The organism is Mucilaginibacter sp. 14171R-50 (genome assembly GCF_010093045.1).
Taxonomy (GTDB): Bacteria; Bacteroidota; Bacteroidia; order Sphingobacteriales; family Sphingobacteriaceae; genus Mucilaginibacter.
Genome location: NZ_CP048115.1, coordinates 4,170,237 through 4,189,145, shown reverse-complemented (window position 1 = coordinate 4,189,145; position 18,909 = coordinate 4,170,237). Strand labels below are relative to the sequence as shown.

Below are 18,909 nucleotides of genomic sequence, written 5' to 3'. Positions count from 1 at the left end.
CTGATGAAGTTCAAATTATACAAAAGGCTTTTTACCGCCTTACTGTTTACTGTTGCTTTCGGCGGGTATGCGTCTGCCCAAACTGCCTATTATATTGATGGTTATCACGGCGGTATCTGGGGCCATTACCCGGATTGGAACACCCGCTTTATGGTAGACATGCTTAAGAAAAATCCCACGTGGAAGATAAATTTGGAGTTGGAACCCGAAACCTGGGATAGGGCAATGAACGTAGACCCTGCCGCATATGCCGATTTTAAGGCGTTGTTTGCAGATCAGTCGTTAAACGGTCGTATAGAGTATGTAAACCCGCAATACGCACAGAGTTATAACTATAATATCTCCGGCGAAAGCATTATCCGGCAATTCAGTTATGGAATGAAAATGGTCCGGGCGCACTTCCCCGAAGCTGTTTTTACAAGCTATTCTTCCGAAGAACCGTGTTTTACGAGCGCGCTGCCCCAAATACTCAAATCATTTGGCTATAAGTATGCATCGCTTAAAAACCCCAATACTTGCTGGGGCGGATATACCCGCAGCCATCCCGGCGAACTGGTTAACTGGATTGGCCCCGATGGCACGGCCATTACAACTTCACCGCGATACGAGGGGGAAAAATTAGCCCCAAATTCTGCCTGGCAAACTATAGCGTGGAATAATTCCCGCGGCTACATCAATGCTGCTTTTGCTGCGGGTATGCCACACCCGGTGGGCATGACCTTACAGGACGCGGGTTGGAAAAACGGCCCGTTTATAGGTACCGGGGCAAAAAATGGTATAAAGAGCGTTTACACCACCTGGCGTAATTATTTTGGCAACATAGCAAAAAATGATGCCCGACAAAACTGGAAAGTATCGCAGGAAGATATGCTGGTGAGCCTGGTTTGGGGTTCGCAGGTTATGCAGCGGATAGCACAGAAGGTACGTGTGTCAGAAAATAAGCTGGTAATGGCCGAAAAAATGGCCGCCATGGCCAAAATTTATTCGGGCATCAAATGGCCAGGGGCTCAATTGGATTCGGCGTGGCGAACGCTGCTTTTATCACAGCATCACGATTGCTGGATAGTACCTTACAATGGTAAAAAAGGTGATACCTGGGCAGATAAAGTAAGCCGGTGGACAACAAACACTAATTTAATTTGCGATAGCATTATTAGCGCGTCGCAAAACAGCTTAAATAATACTGCCGGTACCGGCAATTATATAAGCGTTTACAATACCACAGGAAGCGACCGTGAAGAAATTGTGAGCGTAAAGGCGCCGACAGGTGTTGATATGGGTCATTTTGTGGTTTTAAATAATAAAGGTGTACCGGTCCCCGCACAACTAACCTCTGATAAAACACATGTCCTTTTCAGGGCTCAGGTACCATCAATGGGATACGCCGGTTATCAGATAAAAACGAATGAGGCTGGTGTAATAAAAGGTGCTACAATAGCGGTTTTGGCAAACGGGACCTATTTGTTAGAAACAGACCTGTACAAAATAATTATTGACGCGGCACACGGTGGTATTATTAAAAGTATCATTGCCAAAACTTTAAACAATAAACAATTCGTCGACCAAAAGGATGCCCGTGGCTTTAACGAATTACGCGGCAATTTTTATAACGATGGTGGCTTTAAATCCACCGCTGATAACTCCGCGGCCATTGAGGTGTTAGAGAAAGGCCCGCTGCAAATTAAGCTTGCTATAAAGGGCACTATAAACGGCAGCGATTATACGCAAACCCTGACAGTGGCGCAAGGGCAGCCGCTCATCGGCCTGCAGTTAACTATAAACTGGAATGGCAACCCCGGCATAGGCAGTGCTACCCCGCCAAACACCTATAAACTTAGTGAACCCCGGAAAGCTTTTTATAATGACAGGGAAAAATTATTGGCTTACTTTCCGCTTAACCTTACTCAGCAACGGGTTTACAAAAACGCCCCGTTTGATGTTACCGAAAGTAAATTAACCGATACATTTTTTACGCGTTGGGACAGTATCAAAAACAACGTACTGTTAAACTGGGTAGATGTAACCGATAAGGATAACCGGTACGGCGTGGCACTTTTTACAGATCATACAACCAATTATACTCATGGGCAGCAATTTCCGTTAGGGCTGGATATTCAATATTCGGGACTGGGCTTATGGGGGCGCGATCATAAAATAACCGCGCCTACTACTATAAACTATGCGCTTGTGCCACACGCCGGCAAATGGGATAAGGCGCACATTCAACAATTAAGCGACAACTGGAACGAACCGCTTATAGTAATGGCAGCTACAGCGCGGCAGCTACAGGGCAAATCGCTCATCAGCGTACCAGAAGGCTACGAGATATCTTCGGTTACTTTTGAAGGCAACGATATGCTGGTACGCCTATTTAACACCGGCGCAGGTAATGTTAAAAGCAAAGTTATATTTAACTGTACTGCCGCTAAAGTTAGTTTATGTGAGTTGGACGGCAGGTTTAAAGAAAGGCTTCCATCAGCAAAACTAAAAAACGGGTTGTTGGTAACCAACGTTTCCATGCCAAAATTCGGTATCCGTACAATCAGGCTGGTTAATGCAAAAGGGATTTAAAATATTTTTCTTAAAATTTGCTAAATCGTTTTTTCTTATATAATTTGGCCGTTAATACCAATTAATAAAAATCGCCGCCCGGATTTAAGGTAAACTATAACTTCAGTAATGTTTATACGCACTGATAACCGGCAAAGTAATTATTGCTCATAACAATGTTATATCGTTTCAAAAAACGTGTTGCTGCCGTTGCCTGTGTTTGTTTTGTTACAGCGCAAACGTTGCACGCGCAAGCCCCGGCTTCGTATGTTAACCCATTTATTGGTGCAAGCACAAGTACTGCCGATGCAGGTGTTTATCATGGGCTCGGTAAAACATTTCCGGGCGCAACAACGCCTTATGGCATGGTGCAGGTAAGTCCAAACACTATTACCGGCGGTGATAACGGTTCGGGTTATAGTTATGAACAAACCAGCATAGAGGGTTTTGCCTTTACGCAAATGAGCGGCATAGGCTGGTATGGCGATCTTGGCAATTTTTTAGTGATGCCAACTACAGGTAAGCTAAAAACAAAAGCCGGTACTATAGCGCAGCCCCGGGGCGGCTATCGTTCGCTTTATTCCAAGCAAAGCGAAAAAGTATCCGCAGGATATTACAGCACTTTATTAACCGACTATAATATAAAGGCTGAGATGACCGCGGCTCCGCACAGTGGCATACTGCGCTTTACCTTTCCGCAAAACAAATTATCGCGTATACAAATAGATCTCGCCCGCAGGGTGGGTGGCACGTCAACGCTGCAATATGTAAAAGTAGTTGATAACTACACTATCGAGGGCTGGATGAAGTGCACGCCGGATGGCGGCGGTTGGGGCAATGGCGATGGACATGCTGATTATACAGTTTATTTTTATGCAAAATTTAGTAAACCGTTAAAAAACTTTGGTGTATGGAGTGCTGATATTCCTGACGGCTGGGTGCGCAAACGCGAAGAAGTAGAAAGTGCTAAATACCAGGAGCGGATATCGAATGCGACTATCTTAAAAGGGGTGAGGGAAAAACAGGGTAAACACCTGGGTTTTTACACCGAATTTGCCACTAACACCAATGAGCAGGTGCTGATGAAAGCGGGCATTTCTTTTGTTAGCATAGGCGGGGCGAAAAACAACCTGCTAACCGAAATAAAGGATTGGGATTTTGATGCCGCCCTTCAGCGTGCGGTTGCCCTTTGGAATAAGGCTTTATCTAAAATAAATATTCAGGGGGGTACCGCCGATCAAAAAAAAGTTTTTTATACTGCGCTTTATCATACCATGATAGATCCGCGCATCATCAGCGATGTTGACGGTAGGTACCCCGGCGGCGATGGTGCTGCACATCAAAACGAGGGGTTTAAAAAGCGCACTATTTTTAGCGGATGGGATGTTTTTCGCAGCCAGATGCCTTTGCAAACAATTATTAACCCCTCGCTGGTTAACGACCTGGTGAACTCTATGGTAACGCTGGCCGGCCAAAAGAATAAAGACTATTTTGAGCGCTGGGAACTGTTAAACGCTTATACAGGCTGTATGCTGGGCAATCCCATGACGTCTGTTTTGGCAGATGCTTACGCCAAGGGCATCCGGAACTACGATATAAACAAGGCCTATGCGTTATCGGTAGGGTCGGTAGAGAAGTTTGGTAACGGCGATAAAGGTTATGCCCCCGGCTCGATAGGTATTGCCCAAACACTGGAGTATGCTTACAACGAATGGTGCGTAGCGCAATTGGCACGCTGGTTGAACCACCCGGCGGATGAGCATAAGTACGCAGCCCGCAGCATGTCGTACAAAAATATTTATGACAACGATAAGGGATGGTTTCGCCCTAAAGATGATAATGGCAACTGGGTGGCATGGCCTGATTCGGGCAGAATGACGCAGTGGTACGGCACTTTTGAGACCAATCCTTACCAACAGGGGTGGTTTGTACCGCATGACGTGGGTGGCATGGTGCAGTTGATGGGCGGTAAACAGAAAGTACTTGCCGACCTTGATAATCTTTTTGCAAAAACACCGGAAAATATGATGTGGAACGATTATTATAACCACGCCAACGAGCCGGTGCACCACGTGCCGTTTCTGTATAACCGCTTAGGGCAGCCATGGCTCACGCAAAAGTGGACGCGTGAGATTTGCCGGCGGGCTTATAAAAACTCAGTAGAAGGCCTTGTTGGAAACGAGGACGTTGGCCAAATGTCTGCATGGTATGTATTGGCTGCTACGGGCTTACATCCGGTTTGCCCCGGTGATACCCGCCAGGAAATAACCAGCCCGGTATTTGACAAAGTAACCTTAAAACTCGACCCGAGGTATGCAAAAGGCAAAGCCTTCACTATAGTAGCTAAAAACAATTCGCCTGTTAATATTTATATACAAAGCGCCAAGTTAAACGGCCGCAAATACAATAAATGTTACCTCGACTATAACGATATAGCAGCCGGCGGGATGCTGGAACTTACTATGGGCGCCCAGCCTAACAAAAATTGGGGAATAAATTAAAAGATATGAAGAAACTCTATTCATTACTCATTGCTATAAGTTTGTGTGCGGGTGCCAGGGCCCAACACGTGGCGCCGTTTAAAACCGGCGACAGGGTAGTTTTTGTAGGTAACAGCATAACCGATGGCGGCCATTACCATTCGTATATATGGCTTTATTACATGACGCATTTTCCCGACAGGCGTATCACCTGCTATAATGCAGGTATAGGCGGTGATGTTATTGGGCAAATAGCCACGCGTTTTGATGCCGATGTGCTTGCTAAAAAGCCAACCGTGTTAACCTTAACCTGGGGAATGAATGATACTGGGTATTTTGAGTGGTACCAAAAAGATGCGCAGGATTTTATTGATAAACGATTGCAAGGTAGTTTTGCAACATACGCAACCGTTGTAGATAAACTAAAAAAGCACCCGGATATCCGTACTATACTTATAGGCAGTTCGCCATATGATGAAACAACCAAATTCACTACAAAAAATATCTATCCGCACAAAAGCGAAGCGCTTGAAAAAGTGATAAATTACCAAAAACAGTCGGCGAAGGATAATCACTGGGGCTTTGTAGACTTTTATCACCCGATGGATGCTATTAATAAACATATGCAGCTCACCGACAGTGCTTTTAGCTTAACGCCAAACGACCGTATACATCCCGATAACGACGGGCATTTGGTGATGGCCTATCTGTTTTTGAAAGCGCAGGGGTTAAATAACCTGCCGGTAGCAGATGTAAGCATTAACGCCGCCGGTAAAAAATTAGTAAAAGCTGTGAATTGCTCGGTATTAAATTTATCATCCACCGCTAAATCTTTATCATTTAGTTATTTAGCCAAGTCGTTGCCATACCCGCTCGATACCATTTCACGCGGATGGGGCAATCATATGAAGCAGTCGGATGCATTAAAGGTGGTTCCATTTAACGATGAGTTTAACCAGGAAGTATTAACCGTTAAAAACCTTAAAAAAGGCAGCTACGACCTCTTGATTGATGGCGAAAAAATGGGTACATGGGAAGCATCAGCATTTGACAAAGGGGTTAATCTTGCAGAAATTACTACCACGCCACAGTATCAGCAAGCTATACAAATACGCGAGTTGAATGAAGAGCGCTGGGATATTGAACGCCGCCTGCGTAATTACATGTGGATGGAGTATGATTTTTTGAAAGATAAAGGTATGCTGTATAACGACAGCAATGCCGCTATGGATAGCGTTAAAAAAGCAGCTGTGAAAAATATTTTTGTGAATGGCAATAAAGATAACTACTCGCGTGCCCGTTATAAAAGCGTGCGCGATGCCTGGCAAAAAGAAATAGATGTATTGATCAATCAGATATACGCTATTAATAAACCTACAACCCATCACATACAAATCATCGCTACCAAATAATACCACCTTATTATATGAATACCAAAAGAACCATTGGGCTATTGCTACTTTGTGCAACAACGCTTGTGCTTAAAGCAAATGCAGCAACAATTGATACGGCGCTTACCCACAGTGCCGCCATGAATAAGGACCTGAAAGCAGTAGTTATAAAGCCGGCAGATTATTCGGCAGAAAAAAAATATCCTGTTTTGTACCTGCTGCATGGCTTTAGCGGCAACTACAGCGATTGGATAAAAAAGGTGCCCGCAATTTCACAACTGGCCGATAACTATCATATGCTGATAGTATGCCCCGACGGCAACTTTGCAGGGTGGTATTTTGATAGCCCTATGAATAAGGAATGGATGTATGAAACCTACATAACCAATGAGTTGGTAAGCTATATTGATAAACACTATGCCACCATAACTAATCGTAAGGGCAGGGCTATTACCGGTTTAAGTATGGGGGGCCATGGTGCGTTTTTTTTGGCATTTAAGCATCAGGATATATTTGGGGCAGCAGGCAGTATGAGTGGGGTAGTAGATATACGCCAGTTTGCTGATAGCTATGGCATAGAGCAGGTGTTAGGGAAATATAGCGAGCACCCCGATGTATGGGAACAACATTGTGTGGTTAGTTTGATTTATTTATTAAAACCTAATTCGCTGGCCTTGACCTTTGATTGCGGATACGACGATGGTATGTATAACGGCAACCAGGAGTTGCACGAAAAACTTTTGGAACGAAAAATACCGCACGACTATACCGTACGGCCGGGAGGGCACTCATGGGAGTATTGGGCCAACGCTGTAAACTACCAGGCGCTATTTTTTAGCAGGTATTTTAATAATAAAAGGTAAAACCGCTACTATCTTTTGAAAACATTTATTGTTTTACCTGTAAAACTTATTAAAATGCTAAATATAGCTGTTGCTAAATCTCAAATTATTAAAAGTAAAAAATTGTTAAAAAAACTTTGCTAAATCGTTTTTACAATATATATTAGCACATAATTATAAACCAATTATTTAATTTAAGAAGTACCTATATCGTGCAATCCTGTACAGCTTGCTAAAACGATTTTTTATACTTCAGCATACAAAATACCCGGAATTAATAGCTTTATTATTATAATTCTAAAATATGAGAAAAATTTACTTTAAGCTGGTTGCTTATTCCCTTTTTTTGGCGCTGTTTCTTTTTGCATCGTGTAAAAAGGACGGTTTCCTGGGGCAAACTACCACATCTAACTTAACAGAAGAAACCGTGTTTAAAGATAGTGCCAATACAGTGCGCTTTTTAGCCGGTATCTACGAAAATGTTGGGTTTAGCGCTTCGGCAAAGCGGTTCACTTATGGGCCTTCTCCCTTTAATCAAACACCCAATGGAGGCTTAGACGCGTCGTCGGACGAGGCGGAAGTTTACAACTCTGGCGGGTCTACTGCGCTGGCGTGGGAAACAGGTACAATTAATGCCGCTGTGGTTACCGATGACGCCTACAGGATATCATATACCAATATCAGGTCAGTTAATCAGTTGCTGAAAAACCTGCCCAATGTGCCTATTAATGCTTTTGCGAAGGCGCAAATGAAAGCCGAAGCCCGGTTTTTACGCGCCTGGTATTATGCTATTTTGCTTAAACATTATGGCGGTATACATTTACTGGGCGATAGTATTTATACCTACACGGATAAAATCCCCGCAGGCCGCAACACTTACGAAGAGTGTGTGAACTATATTGTGGCCGAGTGTGATGCTGCCGCAACTGACCTGCCAAATACGCAAACAGGTTTAAATTATGGCAGGGCTTCAAAAGGCGCTTGCCTTGCGCTTAAAGCCAGGGTGCTGTTATATGCAGCAAGTCCGCTATTTAACGGGCAATCGCTCACAGGCACAAAAAACGACGCGGTTTTAGGATATCCGGGTTTTGATAAGGAGAGGTGGAGAATAGCGCGGGATGCGGCGGCAGCTGTTATTGGCCTTGGTGCATATCAATTAAATGTAGATAACTCCAAGCCGGGTATAGGATTTCAAAATTTGTTTACCCAGCGCTATAATACCGAATATATATTTGAGCTGATGCGCCCTTCAGATAACTCCGATCTGGAAGAACTGTTTCAACCGCCATCGCGTACAGGAAAAAACGGAGCATTCCCCTTACAGGGACTGGTTGATGCGTTTCCGATGGCAAATGGTAAGGCAATTACCGATCTTACATCAGGTTATGATCCGCAGGACCCTTTTAAAGGCCGCGACCCGCGTTTAGATTTTACCGTTATCCGCGACCAAACATTGTTGCAAAACAGGCTTGTTCCTGGCTTCACGCCGGTTAATATTTTCCAGGGTAATTATAAGGGAATATCTACTGGCCCGGATGCCGTGCATGTAGGCACATCGACAGGTTATTATACCAACAAAATGCTTTCGCCTAATGCGGTATCACAAGATTTTATGCATAATACCGAAAGGGTGCTCCCTTTAATGCGTTATGCCGAGGTTTTGCTTAACTATGCCGAAGCGGCGAACGAATATGAAGGGCCGACAACGCAAGTGTATGCTGCTGTTGAGGCTATAAGGCAGAGGGCGGGTTTAATGCCGTATCAGTTACCGGCAGGCCTTGACCAGGCAGGCATGCGTTTGGCCATCCAAAACGAGCGACGTATAGAACTTGCTTTTGAAGCTCACCGTTTCTGGGATGTGCGCCGCTGGAAGATCGCGGAACAAACCGATAATATTCAAACAAAAGGGCTCGAGATCAATCGAAATGGTAATGCCGCTACCTATACTATTTTTAATGTACGTAAGCGCAATTTCCGCCCGGCAATGTACCTATGGCCACTACCTCAAACCGAGGTTGCTAAATCGCCTGAACTGTTCCAAAACCCAGGATATTAACATTGAAAAATTATTAAATGAAAAAGTTTTACAATATAAAAGGCATGCTGTTATTGCTGTTGGTGACGCTGATGGCCGCAGCATGTAAAACAGAAAAAGTACTGCCTAAGCAGGAAGCGTTGAAAGATATAAGCGGAAGCTGGCAGGTAATAAAAGCAACCCGTAACGGCACCGATTTAGCAGGCCTTGTAGATTTTGGCCAGTTTAGGATAAACTTTGACGGGAGCGGTTACAAACTTACCAACAGGTTGCCCTTTATCGTTAACCAGGATGGCATGTTCGCGCTTGACGACCCGGAGTACCCGTATAAAATAACGTTTACAGCAGCTGGCGGCACACCGGTTTCTACAGCATTTACCTATCCAATAGTAAATGGTAAACGCCAGCTTAGCCTTACTTTTAGTCCGGGCTGCGCTAACAACTCTTACGTGTACGTACTGCAAAAGGTTAACTAAGGCCACAAAACAAAAACAGATTATGAGATCATATTTACATATAAAAGGTAAAATTTTATGGCGGGCGTGCACATGCATAATACTAGGTATAGTATTGGCTTGCTGCGGCGAAGTAATTACCGGAGTAGACCAACCAGCCACAGCAACAGTAGGGGCAACTGTGCCTATCACGGTACATATTTCAATCCCTACTGCAGGCGACGGCGGCCCTGACTACCTGATTTTTGGCTTTTTGGTGCCGAAAGGATGGAAAGCTGCTCAAAACACTAAAGTAACCTATAACAGCCCTGCATTGGGCGGCGGCACCATGACGCTGCTTACCGATGCTACGTTGCCTAAAAATGGCGGGGGTTTAACCTGGCCGGCATACATGAAAAAAACCTTTGGGATAGGCGGTAACCTTATTGATGATATGGAGTGGGTGGCCTATCAATCAGATAAATCTTTTACTCACAACGGCAACACTTTTACGGGTGATATATCAATAAATATAAAAGTTGGCGCCGATAATAACAACACGCTTGTAAAGCTGGGCTATGTGATTACCGATAGCGGCAACGGCTTCACCAGTGATGGTAACGGCACCTATTATAGTGAAGTGGTAACCCCTTGCTTTGAGCTAACCGGGGGTACCGGCGATGTAGTAGATTTCTGTAACCCACAGCTTACCATTGTAGATCCGCCTAAATCACTGGACAATGATTTTGTTACCCTAACTTTTGATGGTACCGTGGTAGCAACTCCGCTTAGCGGCGAGAACGAATTGTATTTATGTGCAACCGCGTATACCAACGATGGTAAAACCATACAGGTGTGCGAACAGACTGATAAAACACGGATGGTGCAAACAACGGCAACCAGCAAAAGGTATCGTGTAACTTTTTGGCCCAGGGCGTTTTTTAATATAACCGATGCGCAAACCATTACAAAGATGGAGTACTTCGTAACCAATAAAGCGGGAACAACTAAAGTGGGTTACGGTAACACACTCGAACCGTTTGTGTACACCTTTAAGTGCGAATAATAAGCTTTTATATAACAGTGGCACATGCAATAACCTATGCTTGCCCCTGCTAAAACGATATTTTAATTTTTGCCAACAATTTAAACTTTATACAATGGCTAAATGCTACTTAAATAAATATTTTACGGCTTTGGTTATACTGATGCTGGCGCTGTGCACAACAGGCCGGGCTATGCAGCAGGATACCACCGCGAAAGTTAATGCCCGCCCCGGCATGGCCGTTGGTGTTGCGCTTGATGAATACGGTAATCCTTTAAAAGGGGTTAAGGTAAGTGTTAAGGGCAAAGCAGATACGGTGAGCACTGATAAAAATGGCAGTTTTGAAATCAGTGCCGCTAACAATACAACCCTGGTATTTATACACCCTAATTATAATGTACGCCAGGCCACCGTAAAAGATAACCGGGCAATAACCGTCAGGCTGATTGATACCTACATTAAAACGCCTGCAAAAATCGACGTGCTGTACGGCAAAGCCGATGCAGACAAATACCTGGGTGCTATATCAACCGTATACACCAACCAGCTTACAACTACACCTGCAACGCTTTACACTTATGCGTTACCGGGCCAGCTTTCGGGTTTATATACGCAACAGTATAGCGGCTTTGCAACCCCCCAAACTACGCCGCAAACTCAAGGCGATTTTATTGGTAACGTAGTGTTGCACAACAACTACTCAGCTAATGATAATACCGAGTTTAACCTATACCTGCGTGGCCAGGTGCCGATAACCATTATTGATGGTGTACAACGGGAGATAGCTTCGCTTGACCCGGAAAGCATTGAATCGGTTTCGGTTTTAAAGGACGGATTTTCTAATATATTATTAGGCATAAACGGTTCAAGGGGCGTTCTGCTTATTACTACCAAGCGTGCACAGGCCGGCCCGCCGCGCATATCATTTACGGCGCAAACAGGTTTACAATCCCCGCTGGGTTTGCCTACACCGTTACCTGCTTATCAGTATGCTTACCTGTATAATGAGGCATTACAGAATGACGGCAAACTACCTATTTACAGCAGTGCCGATTTTAACGCTTACCGCGACCACAGCGACCCGGTGCGGCATCCTGATGTGAACTGGTATAATATGTTACTGCGCGATAATTCGGCTATTACCAGTTATAAACTTAATGTAAATGGTGGCTCGGCAATAGCAAGGTACAGTGTATCATTAAACTACCTTAACCAGGATGGCATGTTTAAAACAGCATCTTCGGTACCGTACAATACCAATAATAACTTAAGCCGTTACATCATCAACTCAGACCTGACAGTTAACGTGACTAAAAAATTTGTTGTCGATTTGCAGTTGTTTGGCCGTATCCAGTCGGGCACGCAGCCAGGTGCGGGTTATAACAACATTCTTAGCGGTTTATATTCCACACCAAACAACGCCTATCCGGCTACCAACCCGGATGGCTCTTTTGGCGGTACCACCACATTTACCAATAACCTTTTGTCGCAATCGCAATTTTCTGGTTACCAGCGCACAAACAGTAACGATGTACTGGCCAATTTAGATCTTACCTATGATATGAGCAGCGTTACCAAGGGCTTGTCTGCTAAGGCTAAAGGTAACCTGGCGCTGTCATCACAGGGATTGCTTAACAGGTCGTTGCAAAACAACACCTTTTTAATAAAGCCCGACGACACCTACGCCGGGGTGGGCAGCCCTGTTGCGCAAGTAAATAATTTTACCAGCATATCAAGCGCCCGCTATGCATTTGCGCAGGTGGCACTGGATTACGACAGGCAATTTGGCAAGCACAATGTTACAGGTATGTTGCTATATGATACCCGTTCGGTTAACCTTAATTTCGATTTAACAAGCACAACCACCAACGAGGCTTTTAAAGCCGGTTATAACTACGACGGAAAATACTTTATAGAAGGCGCTGTAAACCGCAGCGGCTACAGCCGGTACCCTCCGGGCAAACAGTTTGGTATATTTTACGCCGGTGGCTTAGGCTGGCAAATGGCTAAAGAAGATTTTATTAAGGATAACCTAAACTTTATAACTTCATGGAAATGGCGCGCCACCTATGGCCGCACCGGTAATGCCAACGTAGATAATTTTGGATACTATAACTTTATTCAAACTTACGGTTCGCCTAATGGCTACCAATACAGCACAGGTACAAGCCGCAGCGATGTACAGGGTATTTTCCAAAACCAGTTAGCCAACCCTTACATCAGTTGGGAAAAAGCTGATAAGATTGATATTGGCGCAGACATCGCCCTGTTCAACGATCATTTCAAAATAACCGCCGATTATTATCATGACAGGTATAAAGACCTGTTGCAGATACGCGGACGCAATAGTCTGTTATTGGGTACCCCTTATTCGGCAGAAAATATTGGAGTAGTGCTTAACCAGGGAGAAGAGCTTACCTTAACCTATCAAAACAACATTGGCAATTTCAATTACTTTATATCAGGTAACGCCTCTTTACAATACTCAAAAAATGTATTCAGCGATGAAACACCTTCGCCGTACCCGTGGCTGCGCCACACGGGCCAGTCTACACGTGCTGTTTACGCTTACACAGCGTTAGGTTTCTTTAAAGATGCCCAGGAGGCTGCAAACAGTGCCACAACTACCGGTTATACCGCACAAGCGGGTGACGTAAAATACGCGGACCTGAATAACGACGGTGTGATTAATCAGTTTGACATTTCGGCAATTGCCAACAAAAAACCATTGTTGTTCTACGGCACGTCGTTAGGGTTCAATTATAAAGGGTTTAGCTTCAGCATGATCATACAAGGCGTTAAAAACAACGAGTTTATGTTTAATAAAGCCATGGTAAACAGCTTTGCAGGGGTGGGCTTTTTAGGACTTACCTACGCAGGCCAGGGCTACGATAACCTAACCGGCAGGTGGACGCCCGAAACCGCGTCTACGGCAACGCTTCCCCGCCTTTCGCTTGGCAATGCCAACAATACAGCCAATTCAACCCTGTATGTTCGCTCCGGCGATTATCTAAGGTTAAAAAATGCGGAGATAGGCTACAATCTACCTTATCAGTGGATACATAAATTCAAGTTATCGGGCATGAGGTTATTTGCTAATGGCGAAAACCTGGTAACCCTTTATGGTTATAAAGGTATCGATCCTGAAGTTAGCAACGGTGCATACCCCATACAACGGGTAGTAAATGTTGGTGTAACCGTTAAACTTTAAATTTTGGCCATTATAAAAAATACGATCATGAAAAATCACAAAAAAATTATAGCAGCCATAGCACTTATACTGGCAATAGCAGGTTGCAAAAAATACGAACAGACACCCGTAGACAAGGTGGATATCACGCACATTTTCGACCCGCGGGACTCGGCTGGTACAAACGCGCAGCATTACCTTTACGGTGTATACTCCGTTTTGCGCAACGGCCATAACCGGGTTGGCGGCGATTACCTTGATGCCGCATCAGATGACGCTATTTCTTCGGCATCCGGCCCTTCAAACGTTGTTACTATATTATCTACGGGGTCTTATAACTCCTATACGCTGCCCGCCGATGAAAATTTGTGGGGCACCTATTATGCCGGCATACGCCAGGCTAACGAGTTTGTGAATAATATTGATGTGGTACCGGTATTGGCCAAATACAACGGTTTTTCGATGAAGTATGTTTGGAAAAGTGAAGCCAGGTTTTTAAGGGCTATGTTTTACTTTGAACTGGTAAAGCGTTATGGCGGCGTACCTTTAATGGGCAACCATGTATATACTATATCTGACGATATATCGCTCCCGCGTAACTCTTTTGATGAGTGTATAAAGTACATCGTCAGCGAATGCGACGCTATCAAGGATTCGTTGCTGGTATACCCTATAAGCGACCCGAATGCGGATAGCCATCGCCCAACCAAAGGATCGGCGCTGGCGTTAAAAGCAAGGGTGCTTTTGTATGCGGCAAGTCCGCTGTTTAATGGCGGAAATATCGATCCGGCAAATAATTTAACAGGTTATACCAGTTATGATGCCGGCAGGTGGACAGCCGCTGCTACCGCAGCAAAAGATGTGATAGATTTAGGTACCTACTCGCTGCTGCCAAATTTTAAGGATGTGTTTTTAACTCAAAACAATCCCGAAATTTTATTTATGCGCCAGGGCGGCAATAACACTAATGTAGAAACCAGCAACGGCCCTATAGGTTTTACCGCTGCTACCGGTAAAGGCCAAACCAGCCCCACACAGGGCCTGGTGGATGCTTTTCCTATGGCAAATGGTTTGCCTATAGACGACCCGGCTTCGCAATACGATATTAATAACCCATATAACAACCGCGACCCACGGTTAACTTATACCATACTTTATAATGGGGCGCAGTGGCTAAACACACAAATACAAACGTTTGAAGGCGGGCAAAGTAAACCTAACGGTTCGTTACAGCAAACTAAAACGGGCTACTACATGCGTAAGTTCATGGGCAACTTTGAGAACACCAACTCATACAGTGCGCATAATACCGATTGGTTGATAATGCGTTATGCCGACCTTTTATTAGGTTATGCCGAAGCCCTGAATGAATCTGCGGGGCCAACTACCGATGTTTATAACACTGTTATAAGTATACGCAAACGCGCGGGCATTGCAGCAGGCGCCGACAACCTGTATGGCTTAAAGGCTGGTATGACCAAAGACGAAATGCGTACAATAGTGCAAAACGAACGCCGTATTGAACTTGCTTTTGAAGAGAGCCGTTACTGGGACATACGCCGGTGGAAGCTGGCTGAAAACACCATGAACCAGCCCCGCGAAGGCGTTAGTATTGTACGTGTGGGTAATACGCTTAACTATAACCCTATTGATGTGCTTACAACCAGGTTTAATGCACCAAAAATGTATTTATACCCTATACCATACGATGAGGTGCAAAAAAACCCGAATATGAAACAAAACCCCGGATGGTAATTACCCTAACGATCAATTAAACTAAATTAATTAAGCAGTTATGAGAAAAATAATACTTTTCTTTCAAATAATATTTACGTTGCTGCCGATGGCTTTGTATGCGCAAAATACAATAGTTACGGGCAAGGTGCGCGATATAGCAGGGGTGTTGCCGGGGGTATCGGTTGTAGAAAAAGGTATACCTACCAACGGCACGATAACCGATGTGAACGGCCGTTTTACGCTTACCTTAAAAGGGCAAACCAATACCATTATAGTGCGATTTATTGGCTACATAAACCGGGAACTAAAGGTAGAGGCCAACAAACCACTTGACATTATTTTGCAAACAAGTACCAATGGCCTTGACGAGGTATCGGTAGTGGCGTACGGAACACGTAAGCGTATTACCAATACAGGTGCGGTAAGCTCTATATCTGCCGGCGAAATACGTACCGTGCCTACAGCCAACGTGCAAAACGCGCTGACAGGTAAGCTACCCGGGTTTTTCTCGCAGCAGGGATCGGGCCAGCCGGGTAAAGATGCATCAGACTTCTTTATCCGCGGTATAAGCTCGTTAAACCCTGCAGGTAACCAACCGCTTATTATTGTAGATGATATTGAGTACAGTTACGACCAGTTACAACAAATAAACGTAAACGAAATTGAAAGCATCTCTATCTTAAAAGATGCTTCTACAACCGCTGTGTATGGTATAAAGGGAGCAAACGGCGTATTGGTGGTAACTACACGGCGTGGTAAAAGCGGTACCCCAAAAGTGAATTTAAGGGTAGAGGGCGGTGTGCAGCAGCCAACCAAAACACCAAAGTTTTTGGATTCTTACAATTCGGCTTTGCTGATAAACGAAGCGCAATTGAACGATGGCCTCCCGCAAAGCTTCACACCGGAAGATCTTGCTCATTTTAAAAATAACGACGACCCATATGGCCACCCGAATGTAAACTGGTACGATAAGATATTTAAAAAACAAAGTTACCAGGCTAATACTAATTTAGATATTTCGGGCGGTACACAAGCGCTAAAATACTTTATATCCGGCGGGGCATTAAACCAAAACGGTTTGGTACGCGATTTTGCCGATCCGCAAAGTTTGGTGAATACTAACTATTACTTCCGCAGATATAACTTCCGTTCAAACCTTGATCTGAAGGTAAATAAAACCCTCGATCTGCGTTTAGATGTAACAACACGTTTTTCTGATCTTAACCAGCCTTACAATCAAAACGCGGTAGGCGAGGTTTACAACTTTACCAAAGAAACGCCATTTACATCGCCTTATTTAAACCCTAACGGTTCCTATAGCTATGCTTATTCAAACTTTAACCCCGACCACCTGCCTACACTAAACGCACGGTTGGCAACCGGGGGATACCAGCATTCGCGCAGAACCGATTTTAACTTCCTGTTTGGGGCCACACAAAAGCTGGATGCCATTACGGATGGGTTATCATTGTCGGGTCGTATTGCTTACTCCAGTGTAGAGCAGTATACCAAGCAGATATTTAACGAGGGGATTCCGTCATATCATTACAATCCTGTTATGGACCAATACTCCCTTCGTCCCGGCGGAACGTATGTTTATCAAAACTATGGCTTAACAGGTAATACAGATATTAATACTAACAATTATAACCTGCAGCTATTTCTTAATTACGACCGTACGTTTAGCAACACCCACCATTTTTCGGGCCTGGTGCTGTTTAATCAACGGTCAAATACACTCTTTGCCCAAAATCTTTTATCCGGAGATTTAGTAGGTGTACCGCAAAAGTTCAGGGGGGTGTCGGGCAAAGTATCGTATGATTATAAACAGAAATATCTGATAGACTTTGACCTGGCATATAACGGTACCGACCGTTTTGCCGCCAACCATCGCTTTGGTTTATTCCCCGCGGTTAGTGTTGGTTACAATATCATAAAAGAGGATTTCTTTTCTGAGGCACTGCCTGTGTTCAGCCTGTTTAAATTACGCGCCAGTTACGGTTTGGTAGGCTCTGATGCCGCGCCCGGTAACCGGTATGTTTACAACCAGGTTTATAACAACGGCGGCGGGTATAATTTTGGCCAATCGCAACAAAACTATGTTACCATTTACGAGGGCGCGTTAGGCAACCCAACCGTAGTTTGGGAACGTGCCCGCAAACTGGATATAGGAGTGGATATGAACCTGTTTCGTGATAAAATATCGGTAACCTTTGATTATTTCCATGATATACGCGACGACCAGTTGATTACACCGGGAAGTGTGCCTTTAATATTAGGTGTAGGCTTGCCTGCTGTTAATATAGGTAAAACTCAAAATCAGGGTTTCGACGGGCAGATAAGCTATCATGGCAATATTGGCCAGTTCCAGTATAACACCGGTTTTGTTTTTTCGTATGCTAAAAATAAGATACTTTTTCAAGACGAGGCCGCACCCGCTTACCCCTGGTTGGCACAAACAGGTTACTCTATTGGCCAGCAATATGGTTATCATTACCTTGGGTATTACACGGCTGATGATATTGCGGCCATCACCACTTATAAAAACGCCCACCAGGGCTCAAATGCAGGTAATCCTATCGCCTTGCCAGATAATGGCATAGCACTGCAACCCGGCGATCTGCGCTACCAGGACTTAAATGGCGATGGTGTTATAAACGTATTTGATAAACGGGCCATTGGTAACCCAAACCTGCCTAATACAACCCTGGGCCTTTCGCTGCAGGCGGCTTACAAAGGTTTTAGTGTAAGTGTATTGTTCCAGGGTTCCTTTAATTATAGCTTCGCTGTAATTGGCACCGGTATCGAGCCATTCCAGAGCCAGTTTCAACCTATACATCAGGAACGGTGGACGCCAGAAACAGCCTCTACAGCAAACTTCCCAAGGCTAGGCTTAAACCCTACATCGGTAAACAGCCCCACTTCGTATTTTAGCGACTACTGGCTTATCAACGCTTACTACATCCGTTTAAAAACTATTGATATTGGCTACCAGTTGCCAAACAAATTGTTACCATTCAAGATCAATAACGCAAGGGTATATGTGAGTGCATATAACCTGTTTACATGGGATAACTATAACAAATATCAGCAGGACCCGGAGATATCAACCAACACCGCCGGCGATGCTTATATTAACCAGCGTGTAATTAACCTGGGTGTACAGTTTGGTTTTTAAGTACTAAAATAAACGGGCAGGGGTCAT

The 18,909-nt window shown here is 44.4% G+C and carries 10 protein-coding genes; all 10 read left to right on the top strand.

Annotated features, from left to right (window positions below; translation table 11 throughout):
• Positions 1-3: 3 nt before the first annotated feature.
• The 10 genes from GWR56_RS18910 to GWR56_RS18865 all read left to right on the top strand — a co-directional run bounded on the left by GWR56_RS18910 (position 4) and on the right by GWR56_RS18865 (position 18,882).
• Complete coding sequence (locus tag GWR56_RS18910; protein WP_162432761.1) at positions 4-2,571, top strand: glycoside hydrolase family 38 C-terminal domain-containing protein; 2,568 nt, start codon at positions 4-6, stop codon at positions 2,569-2,571.
• Between the two features lie 155 nt (positions 2,572-2,726).
• Positions 2,727-5,051: a GH92 family glycosyl hydrolase gene (locus GWR56_RS18905; protein WP_162432760.1), complete on the top strand. Its 2,325-nt coding sequence runs from the start codon at positions 2,727-2,729 to the stop codon at positions 5,049-5,051.
• Positions 5,052-5,056: 5 nt separating this feature from the next.
• A complete protein-coding gene (locus GWR56_RS18900) occupies positions 5,057-6,442 on the top strand; it encodes an SGNH/GDSL hydrolase family protein (protein ID WP_162432759.1) in 1,386 nt (461 codons plus the stop codon).
• A gap of 14 nt (positions 6,443-6,456) precedes the next feature.
• Positions 6,457-7,284, top strand: a complete 828-nt coding sequence (locus GWR56_RS18895) for an alpha/beta hydrolase family protein (RefSeq protein ID WP_162432758.1) — start codon at positions 6,457-6,459, stop codon at positions 7,282-7,284.
• A gap of 283 nt (positions 7,285-7,567) precedes the next feature.
• Positions 7,568-9,319, top strand: coding sequence for a RagB/SusD family nutrient uptake outer membrane protein (locus GWR56_RS18890; RefSeq protein WP_162432757.1), 1,752 nt, complete (start codon positions 7,568-7,570; stop codon positions 9,317-9,319).
• Between the two features lie 17 nt (positions 9,320-9,336).
• Positions 9,337-9,774, top strand: coding sequence for a DUF5004 domain-containing protein (locus GWR56_RS18885; protein ID WP_162432756.1), 438 nt, complete (start codon positions 9,337-9,339; stop codon positions 9,772-9,774).
• A 22-nt stretch (positions 9,775-9,796) separates the two neighbouring features.
• Positions 9,797-10,798: a DUF4961 domain-containing protein gene (locus tag GWR56_RS18880; RefSeq protein ID WP_162432755.1), complete on the top strand. Its 1,002-nt coding sequence runs from the start codon at positions 9,797-9,799 to the stop codon at positions 10,796-10,798.
• A gap of 94 nt (positions 10,799-10,892) precedes the next feature.
• Positions 10,893-13,988 carry a SusC/RagA family TonB-linked outer membrane protein gene (locus GWR56_RS18875; protein WP_162432754.1) on the top strand — a complete coding sequence of 1,032 codons (3,096 nt, stop codon included), beginning with the start codon at positions 10,893-10,895 and terminating at the stop codon, positions 13,986-13,988.
• A 27-nt stretch (positions 13,989-14,015) separates the two neighbouring features.
• On the top strand, positions 14,016-15,722 hold the full coding sequence (locus tag GWR56_RS18870; RefSeq protein WP_162432753.1) for a RagB/SusD family nutrient uptake outer membrane protein: 1,707 nt from the start codon (positions 14,016-14,018) through the stop codon (positions 15,720-15,722).
• Between the two features lie 40 nt (positions 15,723-15,762).
• A complete protein-coding gene (locus GWR56_RS18865) occupies positions 15,763-18,882 on the top strand; it encodes a TonB-dependent receptor (RefSeq protein ID WP_162432752.1) in 3,120 nt (1,039 codons plus the stop codon).
• Positions 18,883-18,909 lie beyond the last annotated feature (27 nt).